18 protein-coding genes and 2 pseudogenes are annotated in these 17,744 nt (G+C 74.2%); 5 read left to right on the forward strand and 15 right to left on the reverse strand.

The annotated features are described in order from the left end of the window. Positions 1 to 86: 86 nt before the first annotated feature. Together GTY84_RS26330 and GTY84_RS26335 are read left to right on the forward strand one after the other, a co-directional pair. On the forward strand, positions 87 to 971 hold the full coding sequence (locus GTY84_RS26330; RefSeq protein WP_161224881.1) for an IS5 family transposase: 885 nt from the start codon (positions 87 to 89) through the stop codon (positions 969 to 971). A gap of 22 nt (positions 972 to 993) precedes the next feature. Further along, positions 994 to 1,395, forward strand: a pseudogene (locus tag GTY84_RS26335) (VOC family protein); the annotation flags it as partial. Between the two features lie 291 nt (positions 1,396 to 1,686). On the opposite strand, the gene GTY84_RS26340 reads toward GTY84_RS26335, so the two are convergent. Then, positions 1,687 to 3,015, reverse strand: a complete 1,329-nt coding sequence (locus GTY84_RS26340) for a PD40 domain-containing protein (protein ID WP_161228885.1) — start codon at positions 3,013 to 3,015, stop codon at positions 1,687 to 1,689. A gap of 496 nt (positions 3,016 to 3,511) precedes the next feature. Continuing rightward, complete coding sequence (locus GTY84_RS26345) at positions 3,512 to 4,702, reverse strand: zinc-dependent alcohol dehydrogenase (protein WP_161228886.1); 1,191 nt, start codon at positions 4,700 to 4,702, stop codon at positions 3,512 to 3,514. Positions 4,703 to 5,020: 318 nt separating this feature from the next. Here GTY84_RS26345 and GTY84_RS26350 point away from each other — a divergent pair, with 318 nt between their 5' ends. After that, positions 5,021 to 5,347 carry a plasmid stabilization protein gene (locus GTY84_RS26350; protein ID WP_161228887.1) on the forward strand — a complete coding sequence of 109 codons (327 nt, stop codon included), beginning with the start codon at positions 5,021 to 5,023 and terminating at the stop codon, positions 5,345 to 5,347. Positions 5,348 to 5,510: 163 nt separating this feature from the next. Here GTY84_RS26350 and GTY84_RS26355 read toward each other — a convergent pair whose 3' ends face one another. The 12 genes and pseudogenes from GTY84_RS26355 to GTY84_RS26410 all read right to left on the reverse strand — a co-directional run bounded on the left by GTY84_RS26355 (position 5,511) and on the right by GTY84_RS26410 (position 13,004). After that, entirely contained in the window at positions 5,511 to 6,404 is an 894-nt protein-coding gene (locus tag GTY84_RS26355) for an SDR family oxidoreductase (RefSeq protein WP_161228888.1), read from the reverse strand. Between the two features lie 121 nt (positions 6,405 to 6,525). Then, positions 6,526 to 7,587 (reverse strand): annotated as a pseudogene (locus tag GTY84_RS26360) (NAD(P)/FAD-dependent oxidoreductase); the annotation flags it as partial. Between the two features lies 1 nt (position 7,588). Continuing rightward, a complete protein-coding gene (locus GTY84_RS26365; protein ID WP_161228889.1) occupies positions 7,589 to 7,870 on the reverse strand; it encodes a gas vesicle protein K in 282 nt (93 codons plus the stop codon). Further along, positions 7,867 to 8,094, reverse strand: a complete 228-nt coding sequence (locus GTY84_RS26370) for a gas vesicle protein (RefSeq protein WP_161228890.1) — start codon at positions 8,092 to 8,094, stop codon at positions 7,867 to 7,869. The genes GTY84_RS26365 and GTY84_RS26370 overlap by 4 nt, the downstream gene beginning before the upstream one ends. A 3-nt stretch (positions 8,095 to 8,097) precedes the next feature. Further along, on the reverse strand, positions 8,098 to 8,928 hold the full coding sequence (locus GTY84_RS26375; RefSeq protein WP_161228891.1) for a GvpL/GvpF family gas vesicle protein: 831 nt from the start codon (positions 8,926 to 8,928) through the stop codon (positions 8,098 to 8,100). Beyond that, positions 8,925 to 9,302, reverse strand: coding sequence for a gas vesicle protein (locus tag GTY84_RS26380; RefSeq protein WP_345943534.1), 378 nt, complete (start codon positions 9,300 to 9,302; stop codon positions 8,925 to 8,927). The genes GTY84_RS26375 and GTY84_RS26380 overlap by 4 nt, the downstream gene beginning before the upstream one ends. Beyond that, on the reverse strand, positions 9,295 to 10,368 hold the full coding sequence (locus GTY84_RS26385) for an SRPBCC family protein (RefSeq protein WP_161228892.1): 1,074 nt from the start codon (positions 10,366 to 10,368) through the stop codon (positions 9,295 to 9,297). Before GTY84_RS26385 ends, GTY84_RS26380 begins: the two co-directional genes overlap by 8 nt. A 6-nt stretch (positions 10,369 to 10,374) precedes the next feature. After that, the gene (locus GTY84_RS26390) at positions 10,375 to 11,136 is read right to left on the reverse strand and encodes a histone protein (protein ID WP_161228893.1); all 762 of its coding nucleotides are present in this window, start codon (positions 11,134 to 11,136) and stop codon (positions 10,375 to 10,377) included. Positions 11,137 to 11,144: 8 nt separating this feature from the next. Then, positions 11,145 to 11,417: a gas vesicle protein GvpG gene (locus GTY84_RS26395; protein ID WP_161228894.1), complete on the reverse strand. Its 273-nt coding sequence runs from the start codon at positions 11,415 to 11,417 to the stop codon at positions 11,145 to 11,147. Between the two features lies 1 nt (position 11,418). After that, entirely contained in the window at positions 11,419 to 12,171 is a 753-nt protein-coding gene (locus tag GTY84_RS26400; RefSeq protein WP_161228895.1) for a GvpL/GvpF family gas vesicle protein, read from the reverse strand. Further along, positions 12,168 to 12,605 carry a gas vesicle structural protein GvpA gene (locus tag GTY84_RS26405; RefSeq protein WP_161228896.1) on the reverse strand — a complete coding sequence of 146 codons (438 nt, stop codon included), beginning with the start codon at positions 12,603 to 12,605 and terminating at the stop codon, positions 12,168 to 12,170. Before GTY84_RS26405 ends, GTY84_RS26400 begins: the two co-directional genes overlap by 4 nt. Positions 12,606 to 12,683: 78 nt before the next feature. After that, complete coding sequence (locus tag GTY84_RS26410; RefSeq protein WP_161228897.1) at positions 12,684 to 13,004, reverse strand: gas vesicle protein; 321 nt, start codon at positions 13,002 to 13,004, stop codon at positions 12,684 to 12,686. 1,138 nt (positions 13,005 to 14,142) lie between these two features. Here GTY84_RS26410 and GTY84_RS26415 point away from each other — a divergent pair. Continuing rightward, a complete protein-coding gene (locus tag GTY84_RS26415; RefSeq protein WP_161228898.1) occupies positions 14,143 to 15,357 on the forward strand; it encodes a GAF domain-containing SpoIIE family protein phosphatase in 1,215 nt (404 codons plus the stop codon). Positions 15,358 to 15,438: 81 nt separating this feature from the next. Here GTY84_RS26415 and GTY84_RS26420 read toward each other — a convergent pair whose 3' ends face one another. Then, entirely contained in the window at positions 15,439 to 15,666 is a 228-nt protein-coding gene (locus GTY84_RS26420) for a DUF5133 domain-containing protein (protein WP_161228899.1), read from the reverse strand. A gap of 386 nt (positions 15,667 to 16,052) precedes the next feature. Here GTY84_RS26420 and abc-f point away from each other — a divergent pair, with 386 nt between their 5' ends. Next, on the forward strand, positions 16,053 to 17,711 hold the full coding sequence (gene abc-f, locus GTY84_RS26425; protein ID WP_161228900.1) for a ribosomal protection-like ABC-F family protein: 1,659 nt from the start codon (positions 16,053 to 16,055) through the stop codon (positions 17,709 to 17,711). Positions 17,712 to 17,744: the final 33 nt, after the last annotated feature.

Raw genomic sequence — 17,744 nt, forward strand, 5'->3', positions numbered from 1 at the left:
AGAAAGTGTTGGGTAAGTGATCGACTGCGTTCTGTGATGTGCTGGTGGTGATCTTTGCGGTCGGGGTTTCCGTGAAGATCACCACCATGTGTGTCTGTTCGTGCAAGCCGTCCTATGACTCGTCGTTGACGGATGCTCAGTGGGCGGTGATCGAGCCACTGCTGCCGGTGCGGGATCCGCGCCGGGGTGGCCGGCCGTTGAAGTTCCCGCGCCGTCTGGTCGTGGACACGGTGTTGTATGTGCTGGTCAGCGGGTGTGCCTGGAGGCTGGTGCCGCACGACCTCGCTCCGTGGGACGTGGCCTACCGCTGGTTTCGGGCCTGGACTGCGGACGGCACGTGGGACCGGGTCCACGACGCGCTTCGCGACCGGGTCAGGAGCGCGGACGGGCGGGATCCGCAGCCGTCGGCGGCGGTGCTCGACTCGCAGTCGGCCCGCAGTCACCAGGGCGGTCAGGCGATCGGCTACGACGCGGGCAAACGCGTGCGGGGCCGCAAGCGGCACCTGCTCGTGGACACCTGCGGGCTCGTGCTGCGGGCGGTCGCGCACTCGGCTTCCGTGCAGGACCGGGCGGGCGCGAAGTTGGTCCTCGGCGGCATCCGGGAGCTGTTCCCGCAGGTCGGACTGGTCTGGACCGACGGCGGCTACATCAACGTCGTGGACGCCTCGCTCGTCGGCTGGGCTGCCGAACACGAGAACCTCGAGATCGTCCCCGTGCCGCGCAACGCGGATGTGAAAGGCTTCCAGGCGCTGCCCCGCAGGTGGGTGGTCGAACGGACATTCTCCTGGCTGGGACGGTGCAGACGGTTGGCACGGGACTACGAGCGCAAGACCGCGCACGCCGAAGCGATGATCAAGGTGGCCATGATCCGGCTCATGGCCGCCCGACTGGCCAGCGAGGACATCGAACCGCGCGGTCCCATCGAAACCGAAGCAGCCCGCCGCCTCGCCGACGACCTTAAATACGAGTAATCGCCCAGTTACCCAACACTTTCTGAGGGACACCTCGTACGGCATGCGGCAGTTCCTCGTGACCGACCCGGGCGGCAACTGCCTCCGCATAGGCGAGCGGACGAGCCGGGACCAGCACCACCGGCCCGCTCCCGGCGAGCCCGTTTCCCGTGCCCTGCATCACGCGTCCCTGCTCGCGGACTCGAAGGAGGACCCGGAGAGCGCCGCGAGGGTCCTCGACCGGATACTCGGCGCCGCGGACGAGCGGCCCACACCGGCGCAGTCGCTCCGCCTCCTCGTGCTGCGCGCGGACGTCGCCGGACGCCTCGGCGACGAGGAGACCGCGAGGTCCGCGCTGGCCCGGGCCGCCGCGATCCGTCTCACCGGCCAGGAGCGAGAGTCCGCCCGGGACGATCTGGAGCGCCTTGCCGAGCTGAAGGACTGAGACGGTGTCGAACCGTCTGCCGCACGGACTTCTCGGGGCACCGGGCGGCGTCGGTCCGCGCACCCGGGTCGTCCCGGACCTCAGCGTCGGTGCGGGCCACGGCACTGTCCGGCGGGCGTGCGACGAACTCCGGGAGGCCGCGGTCGAGTCGTCGGGCGCTCCGGTCGTCGGCCGACGGCGGTCCGTCTTCCCGGCCCGGGGCGGCGCCCGCCCGGTCGGCGGGCCGCACCCCGGTTCCCGGACGCCGGACGCGTTGCGCCGGGCCGCCCGCGCGGCGGCGGGCGCCCGGGGTCACCAGGGGAGCACGCGGCGCACGAACACGTCGTAGTGCCCGTTGGTGTCCCCCGGGTACCCGAACGCGTCGTCCGACCCCGCGACGACAAGCGCGGTGCCGTGGCGGTCCACACCCGTGACGGCGCCCACCTCGTCCGGCGCGTCCCCGAGGTCGAAGACCATTCCGGTGCGTCCGGTGCGCAGGTCGTGACGGAAGAGGTCGGGGCGCCCGTCGGTGTCACCGGGCACCAGATTGTCCGACGAGGAGGTGAAGTAGACCCAGCGGCCGTCGCCGCTGGTGATGATCCTCGTGTCCTGGCCGTTGCCGTCCCCGCCGTCGGCGGTCAGGCCCACCTTGGTGGTCTTCCCGGACCGCAGGTCGTGGACGTAGGCGACGTAGCGGTGGCGCAGCAGACCCCCGGAAGGTGTGCCGGGCCGCTCGTCGATCTCCCAGCCGATGAACGCGACGTGCCGCCCGTCCGGGGCGATGCGGCCGCCGGTGGCGCCGAGTTGTCCTTTTGGCCCCCTGCTGCCGCTCCGGACCCGGCCGGTGCTCTGGTCGAAGACCCAGAGCGGGTAGAGGGTGGGCTTCCGGATGGAGGGGTCGGTGCCGGTGCCCGCGTCGGATCCGTCGGTCCGCGGTTCCGGCGTCCGCGCGGTCTCCTCGGGCTCCTCCGTGTCGTCCCACGGGTCGTCCGTCGGGAGGCTGCTGGTCCGGGCGGTGAAGGCGACGCGCTGCCCGTCGTCGCTGATGGTGGCCGCCCGGGACGGGTGGACGGGGACCGCGCCCTTGTTGGTGATGCTGGCCAGCCGGGTGGTGCCGGTCCTGCGGTCCAGGACGAAGACGTTCTGGTGCCCCCGCTGCCCGCCGGGAAGGTCCAGCCTGCGGGTGGAGGAGAAGGCGATGTACCGGCCGTCGCCGCTGATCGCCGGGTCGAACCCACCGCCGTCCGGACCGGAGGTGGCCCGTACGGTACGGCCGGTGACCCGGTCGAAGACGAAGACGTCTCTGCGGGTGTCGGTGTCGTCGTCCACCAGGCCGGGCTCGGCCGAGTCGAAGGCGACGTAGCGTCCGTCGGCGCTCAGCGAGGCGCCGCCGAGCCCCTTGGCGGTGAGCTGCCGGCCGTGATCGCCCACGGTGACCCGCTGGACGCGCCCGGTCCAGGTGTCCCGCACGAAGGCGTCCTCGATGCCGTTGGTGTCCCCGGGCACCAGATCGTCCGCCGCCGAGGAGAAGAGCACGTACCGCCCGTCCCGGCTCACGCCGCCGCCCAGCGCCGGGGCGTCGAGCTGGCTGCCGCCCGGCCCGTAGGACACCCGCTGGGTGATCCCCGGCACCGTTCGCACGGACCCACCCGGATCGGCCGCCGCGGGCAGGACGGTCCCGGCACCCAGCAGGAGCGCCGCCGCCAACACCCCGCCGCCGCGCACCGCCCGCCGGACCGGTGACCCCCCGCCGGCCGCCTTCCCGCCCGTCCTCCGCGTCCCCCCACCGGCCATGGCCAGTCCTCCCCTTGGTCCGCTTGGTCCGCCCCGACACGCGCCGTCGCGGCCCGCCCGGATCGGACGCCCGCCGCGCGCAGCAGAGCAAACCGCCCCGCCGCTCGTCCCGTCAACGGCTCCCGGGCGGGCAGGGACGACAACGCGCCACGGGGAGGCCCGGCCTCCGCTCCGTGCCCGGCGGCCCCGTCCCGCACCCGCCGGGACGCCTCCGGCCACCGGCCGGGCGCGGGCCCGGGACCTCGCCGGACGCCCGGGCCGCCGGGCGGCACGGCCGCGTTCTCCGGCGGCCCCCGGGGGTCCACTGGGCCGCGTCGCTGACCGGAGCGGCCGGACCCGCCGTCTACGGCTTCATCAGCACCTTGACCGCGCCGTCCCGCTTCTTCTGGAACATCTCGTAGGCACCCGGCGCGTCGGCGAGCGGCACCCGGTGGGTGGCGAAGTCGTCGACGCCGAGGGGGTCCTCGTCCGTGAGGTACGGGAGGATCTCGTCGCTCCAGCGGCGCACGTTGGCCTGGCCCATGCGCAGTTGGACCTGCTTGTCGAACAGGGTGAGCAGGGGCATCGGGTCGGCCGCGCCCCCGTAGACGCCGGAGAGGGAGATCGTGCCACCGCGCCGCACCAGTTCGACGGCCGTGTACAGGGCGGCGAGCCGGTCGACGCCGAAGCGCTCGGTCAGCGGGGCGCCGAGCGAGCGGGGCAGGACGCCCACGGCCTGCTGCGCCAGCCTGGCGGCGGCTCCCCCGTGCGCCTCCGTGCCGACCGCGTCGATGACGGCGTCGGGGCCGCGCCCCCCGGTCTCGTCCTGGAGAGCCGCGACCAGGTCCTTCTGCTTGTCGAAGGCGCGCAGGTCGTAGGTCTCCACGCCGCGGGCGCGGGCCCGTTCGAGGCGTTCCGGGACGAGGTCCACGCCGAACACCCGTCCGGCGCCCTGGGCGAGGGCGATCCGGCAGGCCATGTCACCGATGGGACCGAGGCCGAGGACGGCGAGGGTGCCGCCCCGGGGAACGTCGGCGTAGCGGACGGCCTGCCAGGCGGTGGGCAGGACGTCGGAGAGGTAGACGAAGCGGTCGTCGGCCGGTCCGTGGTCCACCTTGATCGGCCCGAACTGGGCCTGCGGCACCCGCAGGTACTCGGCCTGGCCCCCGGGAACGGCACCGTACAGGCGGGTGTAGCCGAAGAGCTGGGCACCCATGCCCTCGGCGGTGACCTGGGTGGTCTCGCACTGGGTGGGCAAGCCGGTGCCGCACATGTGGCAGTGGCCGCACGCGATCTGGAAGGGCACCACCACCCGGTCACCGGGAGCGATGTGGGTGACCTCGGGCCCGACCTCCTCCACGATGCCCATGGGCTCGTGGCCGAGGATGTCGCCGGGGGTCATGAACGGCGTGAGCACCTCGTAGAGGTGCAGGTCGGAGCCGCACAGTCCGCTGCTGGTGACGCGGATGACCGCGTCCGTGGGCTCCCGGATCACCGGATCGGGCGCGTCCTCCACCCTGACGTCCCGCTTTCCGTGCCACACCACTGCCTTCATCGTCCTCGCGCTCCCTGTGTCACTCCGCGTTCCGTCCGCGGCCGGTCCTGCGTGTGTGCCGCGCCCGGGTACCCGGGGCGGAACACGGCGAACCGGCCGGGGGCTTCCGCCCGTGCCGGGAGTGCGCCGGACGGCCGGGTCCTGATGCGGGCGGATCCGGTCGGGCACGGGCGGGCGCACGACGGGCGCCGCCCGCCCGCCCCGTCCGGGAGGCGGGTTTGCCGACGGACGGCCCGAGCACTCGTGGTACGGCCGGGCGGACGGCGGGGACCGTGTGCCGTCGGCGGTCCGGTCGCCGACTCACGGAAGGGAAGAGCCATGCCCGCAGGATCCAGCCGCAAGCGTGAACGCCAGTACGAGCACATCAAGGAGGGGGCCGAGAAGCGCGGCACCTCCGAGAAGCGGGCGAAGGAGATCGCCGCCCGCACCGTCAACAAGGAACGGGCCCGCGCGGGTGAGTCCAGGACGGCGAGCAGGACGTCCCTCCGCGACCCCAAGTCCGCGTCCCGGCGGGGCGGGCAGCGTTCGCACAGCGGGCCGGGCGGTCCGACCAGGGACCAGCTCTACGAAGAGGCCCGGAAGAAGAACATCGAGGGCCGCTCGTCGATGAACAAGCAGCAGCTCAGCAGGGCCCTGGGCCGCTGAGCCCGGCCCGTGGGCGCTCCAGGGCCCGGCGCGGCGTGCCCGGGCCGCCCGTCATCGGCGCCGCGAGTCATGGGGTCGGCCCGCGCACCCGCGGCGTGCCCGGCCCACGACCGACCCCCGGCGGTGGACGGAGAGGTGACCGCATCCGCCTCCGAGAAGGCGCTCACGGCCGACGGGGGGCCCGGTGGGAGCCCGCCCGCTCGTCCGCCCTGCCGCCCGCGCCGAGGGGGCCGGTGGGAGCGGAGGCGCCCTCGGCCTCCAGCCGGGGCACCTCCCGGCGGGAGAGACGCAGGACCACGGGGGGCAGTGCCGCTCGCGCCAGATGGGCCAGGTACAGCCAGGGGGGCAGGAAGACCGCCCCCCGGCGGCGCTCCACGGCCCGCACCAGCCGTTCGGCGGCCGTGTCCGCCGGGAAGGTGCGCCGGGCGGGGGGCGGCATGTGGGCGCGCAGTTCGCTCAGGACGGGGTAGCGGTCGGCGTCGCGGATCATGTCGGTGTCGATCCAGTTGAGGTAGGCGATCCCCACGGCGACACCGCGGTGGGCGGTCTCGGCGCGCAGGGAGTGGGCGAAGGCCTCGACGCCGGCCTTGGAGGCGCAGTAGGCGCTCATCAGCGGGGCCGCGCCGAGCGAGGCGGACGACGCGATCTGGAGGTAGTACCCGGCCGTGGCCAGCAGGTCCGGCAGGAAGGCCCGGGCCGTCTGGGCGCTGCCGGTGAGGTTCACGTCGATCAGGCGGCGCCATTCGCCGGGGTCCGAGGTGGCGAACGCGCCTCCGTGCGCGATGCCGGCGTTGGCGATCACGACCGAGGCCGGTCCGAACCGGGCGCGCACCGCGCGGGCCGCGTCCGCCAGCCCCGCCGGATCGGTGACGTCGGTCTCCAGGGCCAGCGCCGGGCCCGGGAGATCGGCCGCCAGCGCGGCCAGCCGTCCGGGCTCATGGCCGAGCAGGGCGAGCCGGGCGCCCCGGTCGGCGCACGCACGGGCCAGCGCGGCGCCCAGTCCTCTGGCGGCGCCGGTCACGACGACGGTCCGGTCACGCAGGGGGCTGTCGGTCATGGGTGGCTCCTCGGAGACGGGGGTGCGGCACGGTGGTCGCCCGGCGGGGAACCGGCCGGGAGTTCGGCCCGGTGCGGGCACGGGCGCCGGGGCGGAGCGTCGGTGGCCCGGTCCCGGAGGGTCATCGCCGGTACCCGGTGCGATCGCGCCGGGTGAGGGCCCGCTGCAGCGGGGCGAGCCCGGGCAGCCGCCGCCGGCGCAGCGCGGCGTGCGCGGCGTTGGCCCCCGGAGCCCCGTGCACACCGCCTCCGGGGTGGGCGCCGGCGGAGGCGAGGAAGAGGCCGTCCACCGGGGTCTCGGCCCGCCCGGAGCCCGGCACGGGCCGGAGGACCAGCTGCTGGTGCACGGCGGCGGTCCCGCCGTTGACGGCGCCTGCGCGCAGGTTGGCGTCCAGGGACTCCAGGGTCGGCGGGGCGAGGACACGCCGGGCCCGGATCAGGGCGCGGAAGCCGGGCGCGAAGCGTTCCACCTGCCGTTCCAGCCGGTCCGCCATGATCTCCCGCTCCCCCGCGTCCCAGGCCCCGGTGAGGTGCTCCTCCCCCGCGTCACCCCGCACCCGGTGCGGAACATGGGTGTACGCCCAGGCGGACTCGGTGCCGCGCGGCGAGCGTGTGGGGTCGGCGGTGGTCATCTGGCCGAACAGGGCGAAGGGCCGGTCGGGCACGCGGCCCATGGCGAGCTGTGCGGCGAAGCGGGTCAGCTCGTCGAGGCCGTCCGCCAGGTGCACGGTGCCTGCGTCCGCCGCCTCGGCGGACCGCCAGGGCACGGGGCCGTCGAGCGCCCAGTCGACCTTGAAGGTCGCGAAGTCCCACTGGAAGCGGCGCAGATCGGCGAGGACCTGTCCGGGCAGGTGCGCGGGGTCGAGGAGCCGCCCGTACAGGGCGGGGACCGACACGTCCGCGAGGACGGCCCGCCGGGCGGCGACGGCCCCGCCCCCGGCGGTGCGCACCCCGACGGCGCGCCCGCCGCGGACCACGATCTCCTCGACCCGCCGTCCGCAGCGCAGGCTGCCGCCCCGGGCCCGCAGGCGGCCGGCCAGGGCGTCGGTCAGGGCCCCGGAGCCGCCGGACGGGACGGGGAAGCCGTAGGTCTGGCCGAGCATGGACATCAGCCAGCCGAACCCGCCGCTGCCGGCCGCCTCCGGGGCGAGGTCGGCGTGCAGGGCGTTGCCCGCGAGGAGCATGTCAGTCGCGCGGCAGCAGGGTGCCGAGCGGGCCGAGGTCGAGGTTGAGGTCCTCGGGGCGCACGCCGTGCTGCTCGCACAGCTCGGTCATCCGCTCGTCGAGCAGCAGGAGGGTCGTACCGATCTCCTCGACCTGCTGGTCGGTGAGGTCTCCCCGGTCGATGCGGCGGAGGGCCTGGCGCTCCATGAGCTGGCGCAGGAGTTCCACGACGGTCAGGACGAGGGCGACCAGATCGCGGCCCAGCTCGTCCCGGTTCACGTCGACCCGGGAGGGCGCCGTCACAGCGGGCCCCCGTCCGCCCACGGCGCGGGGATCCGCTCGCTGACCGAGGACAGCAGCGCGTGGAGCGAGAGCCGGACGAGGGGGACGTCCGCGATGGCGATCACCAGGTCCCCGCTGACCACCACCCCGGTGGACAGGACCCGGTCGAGCAGGTCGACCAGCGGCACCCCCACGGGGCCCTCCAGGGGCTCGGGGCCGTCCCAGGGAACGATCTCGTGGAACACCCGCTACACCTCGCCCACGAAGGAGTACGGGACCCAGGGCCCGGAGAGTTCGATCCGCGCCCCGGTGCGCTCGCCCAGGGCCCTGGCCAGCGGCGCGAGGTCGACCGCCCGGTCCGTGCGCACCAGATAGGTGGCGTTGAGGACCTGGGTCCGGCGGTCGCCCGCGGGTCCCGGGGTGTGGGCGCGCAGTCTGCGGGACGCCGCGGCCATCTTCCCGAACTCCGTGTACACCGCCTCCGCGACGCGGAGCGCCTCGTCCTGGTGCTCCTCCCGCCGGGCCCGCACCGCCCGCCTGCGTTCGAGGTAGGCGAGGCCGGCCCCCGGAGGCGGTGGCCCGGCGCGCTCCGCCGGGCGTACGGCGGCGGGCGCGGATCGGCCGGTCACCGCGGTGGCGGGGCGGGTCGCGTAGACCTTGACACCCCACTCCGCGTGGTCCGCCGTGCGCTCCAGCGCGGCGCGGAACCGCCCGCTCTCGGCGGTGAGCGCCGCACGAGCCCTGGACTCCCCGTGATAGAGCGTGGCCAGCGGCAGGGGAACCACAGGGCCCTCCTCGGCGGCGGCGGACACCACGCGGTGGTGGGCCCGGGCGTACCGTTCGAGCTGCTCGCGATCGGCCAGCCTGGCCTGCCACGCCTCCTCGGTGAAGTCGGCCGCCGGTACGGTCTGGACGACGGCGGCGAGTTCCCCGAGCGGCAGGAGACGGACCCTTCCCCCGCCCGGGATTCCGGCGGCACCCGGCGGGCTCCCGGCCTCCGAAGGCTCGCGGGGGCGGACGGCGAAGACATAGACGGCGTCGCCGTCGGGCGGCGTCGGGCCGGGGTCCCGGTGCGTCATGGGTTCCGCTCCTCCTTCTCCGTGGCGTCCTGCGCGGGAACGGCGTCGTCGTCGGTCTCCGCGCCTCCTTCGAGGCCGGCCAGACGCGCCCGCAGTTCACGGTTCTCGTCCAGCAGGGCGTTGCGGGCGGCGTGGGAACTGAGCGCCGGGTCCGTCTCCCACCAGTCGATCCCGGCCTTCCGCGCCGTGTCGACCGATGCCACGAACAGGCGCAGGCGGATGGTGAGGAGTTCGATGTCGAGGAGGTCGATCTTGATGTCGCCGGCGATGACGATGCCCTTGTCCAGCACGCGTTCGAGGATGTCGGCGAGGTTCGAGGACGGCGGGCCCGGTGCCTGGTAGGTGGTCTCCTCCAGGTAGGCGAAGTCAGTCACGACCGCGCCTCGCGCGACGGCCGCGGTGGGGCTCGGAGTCCTCTTCCTCGTCCTCCTCGTCCTCCTCGTCCTCCTCGTCCTCGTCGTCCTCGCCGTCCTCGTCCTCCTCGTCCTCGTCGTCCTCGCCGTAGGGCTCCTCGTCCTCCTCCGACTCCTCGTCGCCGAACTCGTCCTCCTCGTCCTCCTCCGGACGTTCGTCCTCGTCGGACCCCTCGGAGTCCTCGGCCTCCTCCCGTTCCATCGCCTCCTCGTGGGTGACCACGACCTCGCCGTCGCGGATCTCGCCGCGCCACCCCTCCGGCTCCTCCTCGGTCAGGGTGACGAAGCGCTGGAAGTGCTTGAAGTCGAGCCGCATGCGGCGGCCCTGCGCGCGCCACAGGTTCCCGGTCTTCTCGAAGAACCCGGAGGGGTAGTACTCGACCACGAGGATGATCCGCGTCAGGCTCGGTGCCAGTTCGTGGAAGCTCACGGTGCCCCGTGTGGTGCCCTTGGCGCCCTCGGACGTCCAGACGATGCGGTCGTCCGGGATCTGCTCCTGGACCGTCGCCTTGAAGCTGCGCGAGGAGAAGGCGATCTTGACCTTCCAGTCGCTCTCCTGCTCATCGTTCTTGGAGACGTTCTGCACGCCCTTGGCGAAATCGCTGAACCGGTCGTACTGCGTCCAGTAGTCGTACGCGTCGCGGAGCGGCACCCCCACGTCGAGGACCTCGATGATGCTGGTGACCTTCGGCCCGCCCGGCTTGCTCCTCCCCCCGTCCCCGCCCCCGTCCCCGCCACCGAACGCGTTCTTGGCCTTGCCCACGACGTCGTCCTTGACGCCCTTCGCCTTCTCCGCGATGAAGGCCTTCGCCGGTGACTCGCCCTTGAGGAGGCGCGAGCCGATCGCGGGCAGACTCCCCCCGTTCTCGGCGACATCCGTCAGCCGGCCGGTGAGGTCGGTGAGCCTGCCACCGGCCCTCTCCGCGAGCTTCTGCACCTGCGCCCCGAGATAGTGGGAGACCTCCTCGCGCAGCCGGTCCATGCCCGACTCCGCCGTTCCCGGCTCCTCCTTGCCCGTCCTGGCCATGACTGACTACCTCCGGCGTTCGGACCGCTGGGACGCGGCGCGCTTGGATGACGTGGACTTCTCCGCCGACGGGGCGTTCTTGGCCGCGGACTTCCTCGCGGGTGCCTTCGCCCCCGTCCTCCTGGCGGCCGCCTTCTTGGGGGCGGACTTCTTCGCCGCGCGCTTGCGGCCCGCGGCCGTCCGCTCCGCGTCCGGCTCCCCCCGCCCGGACTTGCCCGCGGGCTTCTTCTCCGCCCGGGGTGCCTCTCCCCCGGTCGACTTCCGTCCGCGGGACGCGCCCTCCCCACGGCCACCGGAGCCCTCCGGACGGCGGCGGGCACGCGGCGACCCCCTGTCCCCGTCCTCCGCCGTCTCCTCCTCTTCCTCGCCCTCGTACTCCTCCTCGTCCTCGTACTCGTCCTCCGGTTCCTCCTCGTCGTCGCCCTCGTACTCCTCGTCGTCCTCCCCGGCCCCGGCGGCGGTGAGCCGGGCCGTGCGGTCGCTCAGGATGTCGGCGAGGGAGTTCAAGCCCCGGTCCGCGGCCGCGCCGAACGCCTTGCGGCCCGATTCCAGAACCTCGTCCCGGAGTTGGTCCCGCAGTGCGGCAAACTGCGGGACCTCGCCGAGCCTGCGCACCCCCTCGGCGGCCAGTTGCCGCGGTTCGAGACCGAACCGCCTGCCGGCCAGGTAGGTGGCGAGGGTCAGGGCCATCCGCCCCTTCTTGGTGCGGCCCAGCACGTATCCGCCGACGACCGCGGCCGCCAGGGTCACCTTGGTCTGGTCATCCATGAATCCAGTCACCTTCGATCATTGGGTGGGCGGCGCCCTCGGACGGCCAAGCGGCCCTGGGCGGCGTGCAGCCGGTCGAGCAACTTCTCCTCGGCCCGTTCGAACTCCGCCCCACTGATGTCGCCCGCCTCGAACTCGCGGTTCAACGCGATGAGTTGGGCTCTGATCACCCTGGGGTCGTGCAGCTCCCGGTCGGCGCACTCGTGCACCTTCCCGGCAACCCAGACCACGCCGCGTACCGGCGCGAGGGGGAGCAGCAGGACTCCACTGATCAGCCCCATGTCAGGGCCCCGCCGGTGTCCGGGCGCGCCGGGGCGCGACGAAGCTGTAGCAGGGCAGCGGTCCGGCGACGCGGAGTTCGACGTGGTCCCGATGGGAACCGGCCAGTCCCAGGGCCCGCTCCCGGAAGCGCTCGCCGTCCCGCCGGTCGACGAGGAAGGACACGTTGAGCGCGCATCCCGGCACCTCGGGGCCCGGCGCCACCTCCCGGGCCAGTGGGGTGAGGGCGCGCAGGATCCGCTGCCCGGCCTCCGCCGCCCGTCGGGCGAGCGCGGTGGCCACGGCCTGACCGAGCCGGACGTTCGCCTCGTAGCCCGGCCGGCGGCGGACCTCGTCGCGCAGTCTGCGCACGGTCCTCTCCTCGGCGACGACCGAGGCCAGGGAGTCCTGGGCCGGAAGGGCCTTGACATTGATCTCGATGCCGTCGGCGAGGTGCCGCAGTGTGGCGAGGTGGGCCTGCCGCCCCCGGTTCAGCTCACCGCACACGGTCTCCTCGTCCGGTGCGACGGTCCCGAAGCGCATCGGCAGGACCGGGCGGGTGCCGGCGAGAGCCAGCAGGAGATCCTGATGGGCCATGAGGTCACGGCGCCGGGCCCTGAGCCGTGGCGGTGCCGCGCTCACCACGGCGGCGACCGGCCCCTGCGCCAGCAGCCGCGGGCGGGCCGGCGGCGCGCCCAGCCCCACCACGCCCTCGGGCAGCGGCCGGTCCGCGGAGACGACGGCGTAGACGTACAGTCCGCCCGGGGTCGCGGTCATGCCTCCACCCTGCGGCGTTTGGCGGACGAGCCCTTGTGCGCCGACGGCCGGCGCTTCCCGGGCCGTTCCTCGTGCTCGTCGTCGTCCTCGGCACCGACGACGCTGCGGACCGTGTCACCCACGGACCGGGCGACCTTGCGCACCTTGCGCTTGCCGACGGCCCTGGCGCCGCCGCCGAACAGCTCGGGGACGGTCGTGCTGCGCGAGTCCCGCTCCAGGTCGAGCCGGTTGCACGCCTCGGCGAACCGGAGATAGGTGTCCACGCTGGCCACCACGATGCGGGCGTCTATCTTGAGGATCTCGATGCCGACCAGAGAGACCCTGATGAACACGTCGATGACCATGCCGCGGTCGAGGATGAGTTCGAGAACGTCGTAGAGGGTCCCGGCGCGCGGCGGGCAGGGCAGGACTTCGTCGGCGTACATGGTCGTCATGGAGGCGTCCTTCCGGAGGCGGGGAGGGCGGCACGGTCGCCGGGTCGGGACCGCGGGCGTTCGGCGGTGGTGCCCGGGTCATTCGTCGGCGGCTCCGCGCCGGTAGCGGCGGACCCGGCTGTACTCCAGGAGTTCGCCCGCCTCGTCCAGGTGGACTTCGTAGGAGGCGAGCAGACTGGTGGTGTCGGGGATGCGTGGCACTTCGAGCACGTCCACCACGACGTGCCAGCCGTCGTCGCCGCGCCGCACCGCGGAGACGCCCTCGGTGTGGTGGTCGATGAGCCGTTCCAGGCTCTGGCAGGCCGCGCGGGCGGCGTGCTCGGGCCCCTGGCGGGCCGGGCGGCGGGATGCCGTGGTCTTCTTCGCGGTCCCGGTGCGGGCGCGTGTCTTCTCTGCCATAGCTTCCAGTCTCTTGGCGGGGAGGGACCGCGCATCTCGAACGAGTCGGGCGGCGGACCTGCCTCAACCGTCCCGGCGGCCCCGCGGCGGGGCGCTTCCGGCCACCACGCCGGGGCCCGGTCGGGGCGCGGGCCCCGGCGACCCGAGGAGGCACGGGGGCATCCCGTTCGCCCGGCCTTCCATCGCCTCGCGCGCCGTTTCGGAGCGGCCGGACCCGCTCCACGGGGCCACGCGGTTCCTCCGGAACCGGGCAGGGCCGGGAATCCCGTGCCGCGGTCCCGCCCGCGGCACCACCAGGGCACCGACGCCGAGGTGCTTACCACCGGACTCGGGTGGCGGCGGGCCAAAGCTCTGTGCACACCGGTGTGCCGCGCCGGTCGCGACCCGGAGACCGGCCAGGTGACCGCGCGGGCGGCTCCGGCGCGCGCGGCACTCCACGCTCCGTCGGCAAGGTCCGCAAAGTCGTACGCATGGGACCGCGGGCCCGAAGCGGCCCTCACGAAGAAGGGCCCGGTCGTTCACCCAGGGGGGTGAGCCGGCTGTTCCGGGTCCGGGTGTCCGTGAGCAATCCGCTCGCGGTCCGCCGAGGTCGGGGTCCTCACCCGGCGGGGCCCTCTCCGGACCGTAGACCACGGGATCCGGCGGGAGCGGGCCACGGCCGGCGACGGAGCCGTGCCGCCGGACATACAGGAACGGGCACGAGACCGTTGCGCCGGACGGCTGACATGTCGTGCGGATCGGGGGCGCCTCGGTGGTGGTGCGCGGGTCCCGCCACAGCAGGCCGCCCTGAACCTACTCGTTCGCGTCCGGCACCTGCCGCCGTTCGCGAAGTGCACGGTAGTCCCCCGCGCCGCCCGGCCCGCAGGACTTCCTTCCCGACCTTCCCACTGAGCGGCTGGCGACGTGGGCCGCCACGCTTCGCGGCCGATCTCCGAGGTGGTTCTCGGCGTTGTCCGGGCACTCGTACACCGTGCCGGTGCGCTCGTGGGCCGGCCTGTGAGCAGGTGTCCGGGTGTTTCCCCGATCGTGCCGGCTCACCCCGGCCCGGGACGGGCCCGGTCGGCCGAACCGTGTGCGTTTGGGTGCCGGTGGCGCCCGGGGATGCCTGGGCAAGGGGCTGAGCGCCAGGGAGGCTCATATGTCGGAACGGATCGGGCTGGCCGGGATTCTGGCGGCGGCGGAGGACGCCTCGCCGGTCTCCGCTCTCGATGTCGTGGCCCGGATCCTGCGGGACAGGTTCGGCGCACGATCCGTTTCCTTCCTGCTCGTGGACGTGATCGGACGCAAGGTGGTACGGGTCAGCGAGGAGACCCCCGTCGACGAGGAGGCCCGTGTCGACGAGGGCCGTCGGGCCGAGCAGATTCCACTGGCGGGCAGCGTCTACGACGAGGTCCTGCGACAACAGCGTCTGGTGCGGACCCGTGGCGAAGGGGCGGCGACGCGGGTACTCGCCCCGGTGACCAACCGCGGGGACACCATCGGTGTCCTGGAACTCTCCCTGCCCGACGCCGATCACGACACCCTCGAACAGGTGGAGCAGGCCGCGCACGCGCTGGCCTACATCATCGTCACCGACCGCCGCTTCACGGATCTCTACCACCGGGGCCAGCGCACCACCTCGATGTCCCTGGCCGCGGAGATCCAGCGGCAGCTCCTGCCCACAGCGTCCGCCTGTGAAGCGGCCCAGTTCTCCCTCGCGTGCGCCCTGGCCCCCGCCGACAGCATCGCCGGTGACACCTACGACTACACCCTCAACCACAACACGCTGCACCTGTCGATCACCGACGCCATGGGCCACGACATCGAGGCCGCTCTCACGGCCACCCTCGTCGTCAACGCCTCCCGCAGGGCCCGGCGCGCCGACAGCGGTCTGGTCGAACAGGCCCGCCAGACCCACCGGGCCCTCCTCGACCACGACCGCGCCACCTTCGCCACCGGCCAACTGCTTCGCGTCACCCTTGACAGCAGCCGCGCCCGGCTCGTCAACGCCGGCCATCCCTGGCCACTGCGGCTGCGCCACGGTACCGTCGAGGAGGTCCGCATCGAGGCGGACCTGCCCTTCGGCGTGGCGGCGGGGGACCCCTACCGGGCCCAGGACATCGACCTGCGCCCGGGAGATCGCCTCGTCCTGTACACGGACGGCATGCAGGAACGCCAGGCGGAGACCGTCAACCTGCCCGGGCTGATCCGTGACACGGCCGCGGAGCACCCGCGCGAGGTCGTGGGCCTGCTGACCGGCGCCGTCACCGACGCCTGCCACGGCCGCCTGGAGGACGACGCCACGGTGCTCTGCCTGGACTGGCACGGTCCCCGCGCCGGGGGCCGCCACACCCACGCCGGCACCGACGTCTGAACGGTCCCGCTCCCCGGCGGGGAGACGGGGCCGCGGGGCCGGGACGGGTGGGTGCGGGCCGGTCCGCACCCGGGAGGGTTCTCAGGCGGTGAGCGAGGGCTCGTCCGCGCAGCGGACCGCGGACAGTTGGCGGCGGGCGACGACGAGGGCGGATTCGACATCGCGCGTGCCGGTGGACACACACAGGGTGTAGCCGACGTCGTCGAGGCGGCGCTGCGATTCCGCACCGCTGTCCGGGGAGTGCCGGGCCCGCAGCGCTTCGTACTGCCCGACCAGTTTCCTCAGCACGGCGGGGTGTGCCACGAGCATGGGGTCTCCCTCGTCTCACTCGCGTGGGTTGCTTCCACGGGGCGTGTGCCCCGCGCCCCGGGCCGCAATCCCGCGCATGCCGCGAGGCCCCGGCCGCGGAAGGCCCAGGGCCCGGTGGCCTCCCGACGGGGTCGCCGCCGAGCGGTCCGGGCGCCCGGTTCGCCGCATCGCGGTGCCCCGTTTCCCCGCGCGACACGGGGGACCGCTCGTCGGGACGGTCGCGGAGGTCCCGCGCCGGGCACGGACCACCCGCCCGTACAGGTTGAGGCGAGACGTCTCGTCTTGCTAGGGTGGGGCCATGGCCTTCCTCTTCTTCGTCTGAGTCCGGGCACGGCCCCGCCGCCGTTCTGCCGCCCGTCGACCCTTCGTACTCCCGGGGAAGCCCCATGCGCGACCGCGCTCGTCCCGCCCTGCCCTCCACCGCCCCCGCCCCCGCCGTGGCCCAACTGGCCGTCAGGTCCGTCTCCAAGTCGTACGGCACCCGGACCGTCCTCGATCAGGTCTCCTTCACCGTCCGGCCGGGCGAGAGGGCCGCCGTCATCGGGGAGAACGGCTCCGGCAAGTCCACCCTGCTGCGGCTGCTCGCCGCGGCAGAGCCGCCGGACGCCGGGGAGGTCACCGTCCGCTTCCCCGGCGGAACGGGCCATCTCGCCCAGACCCTCGGCCTCGGCGCGGACCGCACCGTGCGCGACGCCGTCGACCTCGCACTGGCCGAGCTGCGCGTCATGGAGCGGGGCCTCCGTACGGCGGAGGAGTCCCTCACCGACGCCTCCCAGGAGGAACTAGACGCGTACGGCGAGCTGTTGAACGCCTACGAGGAGCGCGGCGGCTACACGGCGGACGCCCGGGTGGACGCCGCCCTGCACGGACTCGGGCTGGCCGGGGTCACCCGGGATCGCCCGCTCGGCTCGCTGTCCGGCGGCGAGCGGTCCCGGCTCGCGCTCGCCTGCACCCTGGCCGCCGCCCCGGAACTGCTCCTCCTGGACGAACCCACGAACCACCTCGACGCGACCGCCGTGCGCTGGCTGGAGGAGCACCTGCGCGCACACCGCGGCACCGTCGTCGCGGTCACTCACGACCGAGGCTTCCTGGAGCGCGTCGCCACCACGGTCCTGGAGGTCGACCGGGACGAGCGCACCGTGCGCCGGTACGGGGACGGATGGGCCGGCTACCGCGCCGCGAAGGCCGCCGCCCGGCGCGGCGCGGAGCAGCGGTACGCGGACTGGGCCGAGGATGTGGCCCGTACGGAGGAACTGCTGGAGGCCGCGGGCAGGCGGCTGACCACCACCGGCCGCGACCCGAAGCAGGGCTTCGGCAAGCACCGCCGCTCCAGCGAGGCCAAGCTCGGCGGGCAGGTGCGCTCCGTGCGGGAGCGCCTGGACCGGCTGCGGCGCGACCCGGTGGCGAAGCCGCCGGCACCTCTCCGGTTCACGACGGCGCTGCCGGCGGCGGGCGACGGACCGGCCCGGGGAACACTCGCCGCGCTCGACGGCGTACGGGTCGGGGAACGACTGCGCCTGGACGGGCGCCTGGCCCTCGGGCCCGGCGGACGCCTGCTCGTCACCGGGGCGAACGGCGCGGGGAAGTCGACGCTGCTCCGCGTCCTGGCCGGGGACCTGCGGCCGGACGCGGGCACGGTGCTCCGCCCCGCCCGGACCGGCTACCTCGCCCAGGACCTGCCCGCGCGCGCCACCCGGCTGCCCCTGCTCGCCGCGTTCGCCGCCGGGCGGTCCGGACCGCCGGAGGAGCACGCCGAACGGCTCCTGTCCCTGGGCCTGTTCCGCGACCAGGACCTGCACGTCCCCGTCGCCGCCCTGTCCGTGGGGCAGCGGCGGCGGCTGCAGATCGCGCGGCTGGTGACCCGGCCCGCGGACCTCCTCGTCCTCGACGAACCGACCAACCACGTCGCGCCCGACCTGGCCGAGGACCTCAGGGCGGCCCTCACGGCGTTCCCTGGGGCGGTGGTCGCGGTCTCCCACGACCGCGACTTCCGCGCGCGCTTCGAGGCCGAGCGGCTGGAGCTCCACGCCGGCCGCAGGCGCTGACCCGGCCCGCCGCGGAGGGCGCGTCCTCGAACC

Origin of the sequence: Streptomyces sp. SID8352 (assembly GCF_009862265.1) — a bacterium.
Classification (GTDB): Bacteria; Actinomycetota; Actinomycetes; order Streptomycetales; family Streptomycetaceae; genus Streptomyces.

Bases quoted from the DNA above. Each gene is read 5' to 3' on its own strand.
- GTY84_RS26330 (WP_161224881.1), top strand. From the start codon at position 87: ATGTGTGTCTGTTCGTGCAAGCCGTCCTATGACTCGTCGTTGACGGAT.
- GTY84_RS26345 (WP_161228886.1), bottom strand. From the start codon at position 4,702: ATGAAGGCAGTGGTGTGGCACGGAAAGCGGGACGTCAGGGTGGAGGAC.
- GTY84_RS26350 (WP_161228887.1), top strand. From the start codon at position 5,021: ATGCCCGCAGGATCCAGCCGCAAGCGTGAACGCCAGTACGAGCACATC.
- GTY84_RS26355 (WP_161228888.1), bottom strand. From the start codon at position 6,404: ATGACCGACAGCCCCCTGCGTGACCGGACCGTCGTCGTGACCGGCGCC.
- GTY84_RS26375 (WP_161228891.1), bottom strand. From the start codon at position 8,928: ATGACGCACCGGGACCCCGGCCCGACGCCGCCCGACGGCGACGCCGTC.
- GTY84_RS26385 (WP_161228892.1), bottom strand. From the start codon at position 10,368: ATGGCCAGGACGGGCAAGGAGGAGCCGGGAACGGCGGAGTCGGGCATG.
- GTY84_RS26390 (WP_161228893.1), bottom strand. From the start codon at position 11,136: ATGGATGACCAGACCAAGGTGACCCTGGCGGCCGCGGTCGTCGGCGGA.
- GTY84_RS26395 (WP_161228894.1), bottom strand. From the start codon at position 11,417: ATGGGGCTGATCAGTGGAGTCCTGCTGCTCCCCCTCGCGCCGGTACGC.
- GTY84_RS26400 (WP_161228895.1), bottom strand. From the start codon at position 12,171: ATGACCGCGACCCCGGGCGGACTGTACGTCTACGCCGTCGTCTCCGCG.
- GTY84_RS26405 (WP_161228896.1), bottom strand. From the start codon at position 12,605: ATGACGACCATGTACGCCGACGAAGTCCTGCCCTGCCCGCCGCGCGCC.
- GTY84_RS26410 (WP_161228897.1), bottom strand. From the start codon at position 13,004: ATGGCAGAGAAGACACGCGCCCGCACCGGGACCGCGAAGAAGACCACG.
- GTY84_RS26415 (WP_161228898.1), top strand. From the start codon at position 14,143: ATGTCGGAACGGATCGGGCTGGCCGGGATTCTGGCGGCGGCGGAGGAC.
- GTY84_RS26420 (WP_161228899.1), bottom strand. From the start codon at position 15,666: ATGCTCGTGGCACACCCCGCCGTGCTGAGGAAACTGGTCGGGCAGTAC.
- abc-f (WP_161228900.1), top strand. From the start codon at position 16,053: ATGCGCGACCGCGCTCGTCCCGCCCTGCCCTCCACCGCCCCCGCCCCC.